Genomic DNA, 12,707 nt, shown 5'->3' with positions numbered 1-12,707 from the left:
TCCCAAAATTAGTCTAATATACTTTTTACTATTTCCATTTTATCCATATCTTTATGGATAATTGATAATGCTGTTTCTCTAAAATTCTCAGTAATGGTATCGAAATCAAGCTGGTTCGCTGATTGAAGTAAGGCTATATCTTCTGAATTAATAATAGAAACGCCATACATTGCCCCTAAAACAACACCAATCATGACTCCAATAGAATCGGTATCTCTACCAGAATTAATTCCGTCATATAGGGATGGATAATAAGCTCCGTCATTGTAGACTATAAACCCCAATGCAAGTGGCAATTCCTCAATGGACCCTAGTCTACTAGGGGTGTAATGATTTGAAGGTACACCAACTTTTTCTAGCCTTCTGGAAACATCATCACGCATTGGAGAATATGGTTGTATTGCTTTATGAAATGTAGCAATCACTTCATCAAAAGAACGTGTTTCACCTTTTAATTTCCGAGCCTCATCCGTAATCGCGACAATAGCCTCTCTTGTTCCGTCTTTAGCATAATCAATCGCCGTTTGCACCACATTTTCTACCGTTACACCAGGTTCAAATGCTTTTGCAACGCATGCCGCTAACACGCCAGCAGCTTCTAACCCGTAGCTTGTTTGGTGACCCATTGCAAATAGTATTGCTTCATCGTAGGCAGCCTTAGGATTCCCAGCATTTACGATACCAACTGGTGCAATATACATCGCTGCACCACAATTGATCATATTGCCATAGCCACCTTCACGTGGCTCACAGTTTGCTAGCGTATGGCGTAAGAAAATATGCTTCTCAGGGTAAAATAGACGTTCAATAATCATGTCTTCCCGTCCAAATTCGGGAATGTATCGTTTTCGAAAAGCGATTTCTTTAACAAATTCATTTGCCATATCATAAGCATCTACATGCCTTTTTTCAATATTGTAAACATTGCATAATGCTAACGTCATTAGCGTATCGTCCGTCACAATACCATGGCCTCGTTGTCTACCTTTATTGACATCCTTGCCTAATTCTTGCTTATACCATTTCGTTTCCAGAGATTCTACACGACCATATTTTTCTTTTATTTCCTGATAAGTAAGTTTTTCAACGGGGGCGCCAAGTGCATCACCTAGCGCCGTTGAGATTAACACACCTTTTACTTTGTCTGTAAATTCTGTCATGGAAAATAACTCCCTACTTCAGTGTATCATTTGCTAATTCAGTTAAATTCTCTCCACCAGCTGCGTACCATTCCTCAACAAAATCATCGAAAGCATCAAGTGGTTTCTTACCTGTAATAATGTCTGCTGAATACTCTTTATACAGGTTTTGCATTGCATCCCACTGTGCCACGTATTCTTCAGGAATTAAGAAAGAATTATCAGCTGTAAAATATTCATTTACCATTTCTTGTGATTTCTTTCCAGGTTCACTTAACATCGGTGTCTCTTCACTAACTGGTGTACCAAAGTCTACTTCTAATGGCTCCCAATAACGTGAATACCATGCTGAATAGTATTTGTCTGTTAACGCGATTTCACCGTTTTCAAGATTGTATTCCTCACCTTCAAACCCTAAGCGATCTAACATTTGCCCTTCTGGACTTGCTAAGTAATCTAATACCTGGAATGCAAGGTCTTGATTATCAGATACTGCAGAAATTGCTAAACCACGTGATTCCTTTGTAACGTCTGTCGCACCGAATCCTTGATATTCTCCTTCTGCTGGAGGTAGAACCGTTAATGCTGCTTCATCCCCATTTACTTCTTTCATACGACTGTTATAGAAATCTACTACTTTTCCATTTGTACCAACAATTACACCAGCATTTCCGTTATAGAATGCATCTTCCTTCGTATCCCATTGCTTTGTTAGATATTCTGGATCTAATAATCCTTTCTCGTAAAGATCACGATAGTAAGCAAGTTTATCTTTTTCTTTATCAGATACTTTACTAAATACGTAACCATCATCAGTTTCTAACCATGTTTTATTAATGCCGAATGCCATGTTAAAAATATAATCTAGTTCACTAATGTCACCAGAAACAGTTGTTGCATAATCAACATTGCCACTGTCTACAAGCTCTTGGAAGAATGCTTCATAGTTTTCTGGAGATGGGTTATCTAATAAGGCTTGTGATGAATCCATTGCGTTAAACCAATCCGAACGTACTACAGGTGTCTTTTGACTAAGTGGTTTCACCCAGAGTAAATACGGATAGTTTTCTAGTCTCGATACATTATGTGGTTGTAAAATATCTTTAAGATTTTCAGATTCTTCAATATAAGGTGTCAAATCTACTAATAAATCCTGGTTCGCAATCTGTTGGTCTCCACCTTGGAAGTAAATTAAATCAGGAATTTCACCAGAGTTTAATAATAGGGTTAATTTCTCTGCATAATCCCCTTGTGCTACCTCTACTAGTTCAAATTCAACATTTAAACCTTTATCTTCTTTCAGTTTCTCCGCTAATTTCTCATAATACTTAACAGCAACTTCATTCGAAGGACCATCATCCTTATATACTACTTTAAGTACCTTCTTCTCATCATTTGTAGCATTATCTTCACCATTGTCATTTGTTTCTTCGTTCGTATTTCCACTGTTATTACTCGATGGATTTGCATTTTCATTCCCTGAATCATCTGAACAAGCGGCTAACATACCAACAAAGAGTACCGTCATGACCAATAACATAATTTTTTTCATTCAATAAACCTCCCTGAAATCTCCATTTTTTAAATAATGTAATCCCTTACATTTCTAGTTATTTTGTGAGCATCCCCCCCTTAATTGTAGCAGGTAAACAAAAAGTTAATCCTTCACTCCACCATCCATTGTTCCTTTTGTAAAATAGCGTAAAATAAGTGGATACAGAAGTAGTAAAGGAACTACGGCGATAATAATTGTACTTGCCTGTAAGGATCCAAAATCTATCTTTGCTAACATTTCAGCAGACATATCCGTACCTTGTAGCATGGTTTTATTGTCCTGCGATAATACGAATTGTCTTAACACGACTTGTAATGGCCATTTATTCGGATCACTTATATAAATAGTTGCACGAAAATATTCATTCCAATGGTATACACCGTAAAATAAAGTTAGCGTTGCTAAAGCTGGCTTTGATAAAGGTAGTACAATTCTTGTGAAAATCCTAAAGTGACCAGCACCGTCAATTCTTGCAGCTTCTATTAAACTAATTGGAATCTCCTTAAAGAAACGCATTAAGATAAATAGATAGTAAACATTAATTGCTTTATATAATATTAGTGATGCATAACTATCCAACAGATGAAGATTACGTACTAATAGATACTCTGTAATCATTGAAGGTTCGAATACCATGATGGCAATTAAGAAAACTAATACAGCCTTCTTGCCTACAAAATCCGTTCTTGCTAGCACATACGCGGTCATTGAAGTTAGAAACAGATTCAAAAGAGTACCGACAACCGTGATTAAAACAGAGTTAAAAATACTTCTTGTAATTAACGGGTTCGATAAAATAATTTCATAGTTTATAAAGGAAAATCCTTTCGGCCAGATTCCTAGACCCGATAATTCCCCTACACGCTCAGGGTCTGATAATGACATGGCAATTAAATTAAATAAGGGAATTAACACCGCCAATGTGACAATAAACAATATGCTGTATATAATAGTGCGCGACCAACTAAATTTCCTCATCTACAACCCTCCATTACCAAACACCATTCCCTGTATACTTTTTCGATATAAAGTGTGTACCTAGGATTAAAAATAGGCCGATAACACCTTTAAATAAACTAGCTGCTGTTGCATAGGCAAATTGCCCGTTTAAGAGACCAATCCGGTAAACATACGTATCAAGAATATCGATTTTACTAATAACGGAGTCATTCATTAGGTTAAAGACTTGGTCAAACCCTGCATTCATAAAGAAACCGAGATTTAAAATAAATACCGTAACTACTGTACTTACTAAAGACGGTAGTGTAATATACCGCATTTTTTGCAGGGTACTTGCACCATCTAAGTCCGCCGCTTCATATAAAGCTGGACTTATTCTCATAATGGCTGCAATGTATAAAATACTATCCCAACCAGCACTTCGCCACATTTCAGAAAATACGAGCACCCACCTGATGTGATCTTTACTTGTAATAAAATCGATAGAAGGTAGTTGGAAAAAATCCCGGATTATATTAACTCCACCTTCAGGGCTTAACAAACTGATCCAAATCCCTGCAATAACAACCCATGATAGAAAGTGTGGTAAGTACGACACGGATTGCACATATTTTCTGAATGGTCCCGACCTTACTTCATTTATCAATAAAGACATAACGATTGGAACCGGGAAAATACACAATATTTTCAGAGTACTAATGATAACTGTGTTCCATAAAACATCCATAAAAGCAGGTGAACTAAAAAGTATTTTAAAGTGCTTTAATCCTACCCATGTATTTTCGCCAATAATTCGATAATCTTGAAAAGCTAACTTCATATCAACGATAGGGACGATATGGAAAATAACGAAAAACACAATGCCGGGTAAAAGCATAAAGTATAAAACCCAATCTTCACGCATCCTTTTTAAGGTCTTCAACACTTTCACCCCTCTACTGTTTCTAATTGATCATGAAACGGCATACCTGCCTGTGCACCTTTTTTCATGACAGATAAACTAGCAGCATATACACCGTATTGAATACATTCTTCTAATGGTTTTCCTTTGGAAACCGCTACGGTGAATGCTCCAGTAAATGTATCCCCGGCACCTGTTGTATCTATCGCTTTAACCTTTCTCGCAGGAATGGTTACGATTTTATTACCGTTGTGGTATACAACGCCTTTTTCACCACAAGTTACTATGACCTTATTGGGATACTTGATTAAGGTATCGGATATTTTCTCTTCATGTCCCAGTACCGTTGCAAATTCATGTTCATTTGGTGTTAGATAAGTTACTTGATCCAATAAATCTTTATCTAATTTTTCTGCTGGTGCTGGGTCAAGAATGATTGTTTTATTGTGTTCATGTAAGATTGGTATCAAAAATTCCAATGTCTCTATAGGGATTTCAAGTTGGAATAGGAACACATCATACTGCAATAATTGGTTCTTGATTTTTTTGCTATAGTTAGCATTTGTGTATTCGTTAGCTCCAGGTACAATAATGATTCGATTTTCACTATGAAATAGTTGAATAAACGCCGCCCCTGTAGAGACACCCTCCACAACGTTTAAATGATCGATACCTACCTTTTCGTTTTGAAAATGATTAATAAGCAGGACACGTTGTTCATCATTACCGATTGAACCAAACAGCGTTACATCACCACCTAAACGAGCGACTGCTACAGCCTGATTCGCTCCTTTACCACCAAGGTCCATAAAAAAATTATTACCCATCACTGTTTCACCAAACTTTGGCAACTTGTTGCTTTCTACAAAGTAGTCAATATTAATACTCCCGACTACGGCTATTCTCTTCATTTTCATCTACTCCCCATCGATCTCAATATGCATTAATGGTGCGTGTTGTTGTGCGCCGTATACATCGCGATCCCCTATACTTCCTGACGAAACCTCTCTCGCCATAGTAATTTTAATTCCTAAGGCAGGGTCGAAAAATACTAAATGATGAATATCAGTGTCCTTAAGATTGTAAATTCTCGCAATATTTTCTTTTGTGATGGCTTGAGATTTCTTCACACGTTCATACGTTTCCTTATTGTCGAATAAGACATCCATTGTTACTTCATATGGTCCAGAATTTTTACTACGTAGTATTTTTGCCAATTCATACAATTTACTCATGAACCCCTACCTCCCTGAATTCTATTTGGAAAGGATTATCATCCACTTCCATAAGGTGGTAGATGGAAAAAGCATAAACTGGACCAAATTCTATATCACTTGGGGCAAAAGGAAATGCTAGATTCCCTGCTGTAGATTTGCGCCCATCATATCCGTAATGTAAGTATGTTGAACGAAGATTGGCGCAGATAGAATTTGAGAGTTCCTGTGTTACCGCAAGCACTTCGAAAAGCACGCCAATCTCATGGCCATGAAACACTTCTGGTTCGTTCTTGCCTAACACTGCATCTTTCCCATAGTGATAGACGTTAATTTGATAGTCATCATGTGAAATCTCCGCATAATAATTACTTACTTCTTTGCGAATCTCTGCTTCTATTTCTTCAATGCGTTCAATCATGAGCGGGTCTCTAACACCTGCTATTACAAACGTGCGATATGCTGTTTGTTTTGCACCTTCTAGTTTGATCTTGTGCGCGGTAGCTGGTTCGAATTTGCTGTTTTGTACTTTTACGATACCAGGTGCAATTTCAGTAAAGGTACAATCCACTAAATTGAGTGTAAAGCCTGGACCATGCAACAAGTAAGGATGTTCTTTCTCATAAAATGTGTGTGCAGCAACACTCGTTGTGGTACAGACACGTTTTGAATTTAGTGATTCAACTGTAAAACCATCTTCATATAAAGTTCCTAAAATACTATCCTTTGTCGTACCTGGTTCTGCACATAGTGCACCACACTCGAGTATTTTTCCTAAATGGTAAGAAAGACCTTCATCCATACCATGATAAATACCAATCGCCGCAAATGGTGATGGATCATAAGCACGCCCACAGACAATGATGTCTGCATTTTGCTTTAGTGCTTCAACGATTGGCTCATGCCCCATTTGTGCAACAATCGAAGACGTTTGCCTAATCGCTTCTTCCGTTAACGGTGGAATATTAACTGATAACGGTTCTGTTTTATTGCTTTCCATTGCATCAATCACAAATTCTTGAGAAAAATCAGCCCATATAATTGCTATTTTGGCTTTATACGATCTTTCGCCTAAAATTTCATATAAGATTGCCAGTGTTTGTTCCACATGTGGCTTTGCTCCTGCTCCACCTGCAGAACCTATAATAATTGGTATTTTTTTCGGTATACCTGCTTCCAACATGATCTCAAGGTCTTTCTTTACAGCACGTTTACTAACAATCGATACGCCTGCACCCAACTTATGTGGACCAGCATCCGTTGATCCTGCATCTACGACTATTCCGTCTATATCTTTTAAAAAGGCCTGATTGAAGGATTCCTTAGGGAAACCATACCCAAGCATTCCACACGGCGAGACAATGTTAACTGATTTCATATGTACCCCCTATTGGTATAATATATATTTTGATAAATAAAACGGCGCGGGAATATTCAGATTATTGAAATATTTGAATCCTAGGACGAGAAAATATCATCGCATAAGTAACCGGTTACATATTATTTTTTAAATATAGCAAAATAATCATGTCTAGTTTATACCCAGCCTTGGAACCGGTTACATATTTATAATATTTTTATTACATAGAACAACTCACCGAGTAATCAAGTTCCATGTAACCGGTTACACATACCTTAACTCAAATAATTTCATTCGTCAATACTTTTTAGAAAATAAAATATTACAAAAATTCATTTGCAACTGCCGTCACTCTAGGTTACCCATTTGACATATCGACACAACTTCTTTTCTCAAGAGAATTTTATTCCCTTTAAAACGTTAAACATCTCGCGGAACAAGAAACCTGACCCTCCGTTCCTCCTAAACCACTAAAAATACCCACCCGACTAGGTGCGGGTGGGTATGTCAGCATATATCTAAAGCCGACTAAACTTGTTCACTGTTACTTTATTATCTTTCTACATTTCGCTTCTTCCAAAGCACTAACGCGCTTCCAATCAGTAACATGATAGTTCCTATCAGTAACCAGTTAAATATCGGAGTAGCAGTTTTAGGCAAAACAGTTCCATCGTCGTTAACATCTGTGTGTGGTGTTTCATTTCCATCCGAGTCGTCAACTTGTTCATCACTGCCTACCTCTTGAAATACACCATACGTTGAAAAATGCGGGACATTCAACGTAATCGTTTTGTTTTCAGTATTTACCTGACCACCTTTTAAAATCCATTCATTTGCTTCTTCATCAAAATAATAGATGTTAACTAAGTCTGAATCAGCATCATTATCATACGAAAGCGTAAGAATGAACCCATCTTGTGGTGGTGAAGCTTCGCCTGGATATACAATAGTAACTCGATATACATCTCCAGCTACTATCAAATCACCATTAGGCTCACCGTCTACCTTCTCAATCTTTATTGTTGTACCTTCTGGAAGGTCTTCCGGCATAGAGATAAAACTATTTGTTCCTTCAATAATGAAGCCTTCACCTTTCCTTACCTTACGTTCTTCACCTAAGCTGACAATATTATCATCTACGATTTTCACCGTACGCTCTACTTCTCCTACATTGCCAGACCTGTCTTCCACGGTATAGGTTAGTGTATATTCTCCTACTACATTTTCATCTACACTTCCGGTCACCGTTATTTCTTCTGTTACATCTCCGTCGTAGTTGTCCGTTGCTGTTACTCCCGGATCAACGAATGTGTCTCCATATTCTACTACTAACGGATTGTCTCCAACTAATGTTACGACCGGCTTTGTTGTATCTACAACTTTCACCGTACGCTCTACTTCTCCTATATTGCCAGAACTGTCTTCCACGGTATAAGTTAGTGTATATTCTCCTACTACATTTTCATCTACACTTCCGGCCACCGTTATTTCTTCTGTTACTTCTCCGTCGTAGTTGTCCATTGCTGTTGCTCCTGGATCAACGAATATGTTTCCATATTCTACTACTAACGGATTGTCTCCAGCTAATGTTACGACCGGCTTTGTTGTATCTACAACTTTTACCGTACGCTCTGCTTTTCCTTCGTTGCCAGAACTGTCTTCCACGGTATAGGTTAGTGTATATTCTCCTACTACATTTTCATCTACACTTCCGGCCACCGTTATTTCTTCTGTTACATCTTCGTCGTAGTTGTCCGCTGCTGTTACTCCCGGATCAACGAATATGTTTCCATATTCTACTACTAACGGATTGTCTCCAGCTAATGTTATGACCGGCTTTGTTGTATCTACAACTTTTACCGTACGCTCTGCTTTTCCTTCGTTGCCAGAACTGTCTTCCACACTATAGTGGACCTTATAGCTTCCAACTTTGTCTGTATTGACTGCACTGGCATCAATGTGTAGCTCTTCTGATAAATCCTCTCCCGAATTATCAGTTATCTTTGCACCAGGTTCTTCATAGTCAGATCCAACTTCTACGTTTAATGTAGAATCACCATTTAAAGTAATAACTGGTTTCGTTGTATCTAAGAAGACTTCCTCTGTTGAAATTTCTGCATTAGCGAATAATTCTTCACCATCTTGATAAAGAGGTGCAACGCTGAAACTGTAGCTTTGGGCTGGAACCAAATCTGAGATGTCGTAATGATACATAGTTATTCCGTCTACATCACTTGACTCCAAATCATCTGGCATGACATCTGCTATCTTTTCACCATCGACTTGAATTCGATAGCCTACCTCTTTTCCATTAGCTTCTGGCCACCCGAGGACAGCTTTATTAGATAGGATATCAAATGTCACATATAAATTTACTTCATCATCCCAAGAATCAAACAAGAACACTGGAACTTTAGAAGCAACCGTATTGGGCCCATTATAAACATCAATAAAAATCGGTCCATTTTCTAAGACTTCCGTGTTATCTGACTTCACATGAAAGCCTGCAACCCCTTGCTCCTGTTGTTCCTTAATTGGTTGTTTGCCTCTGAAATCATCATAATTAAACACTTCTTGATCAATTGGAAAACCAAAAACCGTTGCTGTAGCGTTTCCACCTCTCCATTCTTCATAATAAGGGGCACTACTTGGACGATCTAATTCCAAAAACTTTAATGAATTGTTGTATGGTGAGTTAACAAATATATGTGTATTACCATCTACTCGATCGCCATTCTCATCATATACTAAGAGGGTTACAAAGTATTCGTCTGAATTTGAATCTTTAATCACCTGTTTTATTTCTACAGAAGCAGGAATTTTAGTGGGACGTCCACTAGTTGTTGTAAATTCATAGGTATACGTATAGTTTCCTAAACTACCCCCGAAATCCTCTATTAAATTATAATCAGGAACCCAGTAGACAGACTCAGTATCTATAGGTGTCTCCACGTAATAACCAACGAGCGAATAGTCTTCTTCAAAATCCGCTTTTCCCTCATCATTTAGTTCTTTCACTAAAGTACTTCCATCCTCCTTCTGCAAATACAAAATCTCATGATCCTGTAGTCCCATATCTACATCATATAACTTATAAGTGCAACCAGAGATAAATAGCATTAAAACTAAAAGTATGGTGCTTATTCGAATTAACCGAATCCAATTAACTGTTTTCATATACTCTCCCCTTAAACTCCCTAAATTCCCCAAATACAAGTTTCAAAAAGATAAACAAACTTCGTTACTTCAATTACCATTCCTTCCTATTAAATTTGAGTAGAATTGCTGCCTGTTGGCTATGAGATCTGACTCGATACTTCAGGCAACAACTCCTGACTTATTTAACTATATATCTACTCTCTACAAATAAAAATCACCCAAATGGGTGAGGAGTGATTCATTGTAGTATGTTCAATTCCTTAGCACGCTTCAGAGCTTGGATTCGATTGCTGACCTTTAGCTTTCTGTATACATTTTTAATGTGTGACTTTACTGTTTCTGCTGAAATGTCCAATTGAAAAGCGATTTCTTTGTTCGTCAACCCTTCTGTGATGAGCCGTAAAATTCTTACTTCTTGCGCTGTTAATAGATTATCATTATGGCGATTGGAAGACTCTGCAATCAAATGTTGATGTTTCTGTCTAATCTTGTCCAAAGTTTTGGACATGCGCTGATCAGTTACAGGCTTTATTAGGTAATCCAATGCGCTCACTTCAAAGGCTTGCACCGCATAATCATCATATCCGGTTACAAAGACGATATCTATGAAAGGATCATGTTCAAGCAACATACTAGTAAGATTCATACCATTAATTTCAGGCATGGAAATATCAACAAAGGCGAGTTGTATCGGATGTTTTTCTACATATTCATAAGCTTTTACAGGATTCAAAAATGTAGCACAGATTTCAATCATGTCGCTCTCCGAAAGGATATGCTTTAAACGTTTCACCGATAATTCTTCATCATCCACAATAATCGTTCTCAGCATTCGTTCACCCCTACTATGTCATTGGTCATACTGGTATCTCGAAGAAAACCTTCGTACCTTTTCCTTCTTCACTTTCAATACGGATATTTTGGTCATATAAAAACTTGATTCGTTTATTAATGTTCGCTAGTCCTATACCTTTCTTTGTCTTATTTGAGTTCAGTATTTCTCCCAATTTTTCCTTACTCATTCCACATCCATTGTCTTCAACTCCAAAACTAATGACAGAACCTGCTTCCTTTTCTTTAATGGATATTTTCAGATTTCCACCTTGCAGTTTAGACATTAGTCCATGCCTAATTGCGTTTTCAACCAAAGGCTGTAATATCAGCTGAGGAATCTGAATATTCATATCTGCATCTACATCGTATATCACAGATAATCTGGCACCAAAGCGCACCTTTTCAATATTTACGTAAGCATTAACGAGTTCCAATTCATTTTCTAAGGTTGTAAATGCCTCCAATTGTTTGAAATCAAAACCACTTCTCAAAACTCTGGATAAATCCAACGTTAATTTTTCCGCTTCCCTGGGTTGATCAATACATAATGCTGCAATTGAATTCAGGGTATTGTATAGAAAGTGTGGTTTGATTTGGGAACGCAAAAATGCAAGCTCCGCGTCCTTGATTTCGGTTTGCAACTGCTGATTTTTTTTGAGCGTTTCTTTTATCATTTCATTAAGAGCAACAAAGAACGACACAACCGCTAACGTTACAACGGTTTGAATGAGTTGTGCATAAAGAACGTCAATTGAAAATTCTCTAATGATCGACGTTGAAATTATTCCCATAACACAATAAGAAGCAGATAGGGACAGTGCTATTAGAATTCTTTTATTTTTATTAGCTTTCAAGAACAACTTTTGATAGTAAATGAAAGTAGGTATACTTATAATAAGGGTAATAATCGTTGTATAAAACCCTAAATCAACACCAACATAAAATCTATATAAGATAATAATAAAAGAAAGGAATAATCCTGTTCCCCATCCTCCATATAACGTTCCTAGAAGTAGTGGAACAATTCTTATATCTAAACGAAATTCAGGGGTTATGTAGGCAGGAAAAGACATACATATGATAATAGCGCTTGAAAATAACAATGATTGGATTATTTTGATGTATTTACCTTTTTCAAATCTCGATGCCAAAAAAATTTGAAAGATAAATATTAGAGTTGCTATTAATACCAACTGTAAAAAAAAGTCCTTAAAAATGTCAAGCAATATTCATCCCCCCTTTTACTACCAACCCAATCATCCTTCTTAACTGGTTAAACAAAGAAGAACCCCTACCCTATGTGATTTTGGAATCACGGGTGGGGGTTCTTTTCTTGTCGATCATGCCTTTGATGAGTTTCCAGATGTATTCTAGCAACCTCACAAAGAAAGTTCCTGCTACGAAAAGTACCCAAGAGTATTTCTGCAATGATTTCCATCGACTATCCTGCCTTCCACCAATTTATAATTACAATTAAAATTGTTGGAAGGAGGTTGAAATGTGTGGTCCCCACCATCACAAAGTACCGTGCTAAACTCTATTGTACCTCATTTCAGTTATCACTTCCAAATTACACATACAGGTG

The 12,707-nt window shown here is 37.3% G+C and carries 10 protein-coding genes; all 10 read right to left on the bottom strand.

Annotated features, from left to right (window positions below):
• Positions 1-8 precede the first annotated feature (8 nt).
• The gene (locus ACI6MV_RS09470) at positions 9-1,160 is read right to left on the bottom strand and encodes an ADP-ribosylglycohydrolase family protein (RefSeq protein WP_407270044.1); all 1,152 of its coding nucleotides are present in this window, start codon (positions 1,158-1,160) and stop codon (positions 9-11) included.
• Between the two features lie 13 nt (positions 1,161-1,173).
• Entirely contained in the window at positions 1,174-2,691 is a 1,518-nt protein-coding gene (locus ACI6MV_RS09465; RefSeq protein WP_407270043.1) for an extracellular solute-binding protein, read from the bottom strand.
• A 105-nt stretch (positions 2,692-2,796) separates the two neighbouring features.
• Positions 2,797-3,672 carry a carbohydrate ABC transporter permease gene (locus tag ACI6MV_RS09460; protein WP_407270042.1) on the bottom strand — a complete coding sequence of 292 codons (876 nt, stop codon included), beginning with the start codon at positions 3,670-3,672 and terminating at the stop codon, positions 2,797-2,799.
• 13 nt (positions 3,673-3,685) lie between these two features.
• A complete protein-coding gene (locus ACI6MV_RS09455; protein WP_407270041.1) occupies positions 3,686-4,576 on the bottom strand; it encodes an ABC transporter permease in 891 nt (296 codons plus the stop codon).
• Between the two features lie 5 nt (positions 4,577-4,581).
• Entirely contained in the window at positions 4,582-5,466 is an 885-nt protein-coding gene (gene rbsK, locus ACI6MV_RS09450; protein WP_407270040.1) for a ribokinase, read from the bottom strand.
• A gap of 6 nt (positions 5,467-5,472) precedes the next feature.
• Complete coding sequence (locus ACI6MV_RS09445; protein WP_407270039.1) at positions 5,473-5,790, bottom strand: DUF4387 domain-containing protein; 318 nt, start codon at positions 5,788-5,790, stop codon at positions 5,473-5,475.
• On the bottom strand, positions 5,783-7,147 hold the full coding sequence (locus ACI6MV_RS09440; RefSeq protein WP_407270038.1) for an acyclic terpene utilization AtuA family protein: 1,365 nt from the start codon (positions 7,145-7,147) through the stop codon (positions 5,783-5,785). Before ACI6MV_RS09440 ends, ACI6MV_RS09445 begins: the two co-directional genes overlap by 8 nt.
• Before the next feature lie 534 nt (positions 7,148-7,681).
• Positions 7,682-10,306 (bottom strand): immunoglobulin-like domain-containing protein, encoded by a 2,625-nt coding sequence (locus ACI6MV_RS09435; RefSeq protein WP_407270037.1) that lies wholly within the window; start codon positions 10,304-10,306, stop codon positions 7,682-7,684.
• A 220-nt stretch (positions 10,307-10,526) separates the two neighbouring features.
• On the bottom strand, positions 10,527-11,120 hold the full coding sequence (locus ACI6MV_RS09430; RefSeq protein ID WP_407270036.1) for a response regulator: 594 nt from the start codon (positions 11,118-11,120) through the stop codon (positions 10,527-10,529).
• A gap of 25 nt (positions 11,121-11,145) precedes the next feature.
• The gene (locus tag ACI6MV_RS09425) at positions 11,146-12,315 is read right to left on the bottom strand and encodes a sensor histidine kinase (protein WP_407270113.1); all 1,170 of its coding nucleotides are present in this window, start codon (positions 12,313-12,315) and stop codon (positions 11,146-11,148) included.
• Positions 12,316-12,707: the final 392 nt, after the last annotated feature.

The organism is Radiobacillus sp. PE A8.2 (assembly GCF_045635475.1).
Taxonomy (GTDB): domain Bacteria; phylum Bacillota; class Bacilli; order Bacillales; family Amphibacillaceae; genus JBJGXI01.
Note: the sequence above shows the minus strand (reverse complement) of the source record. Positions and strands in the feature narration are given on the sequence as shown.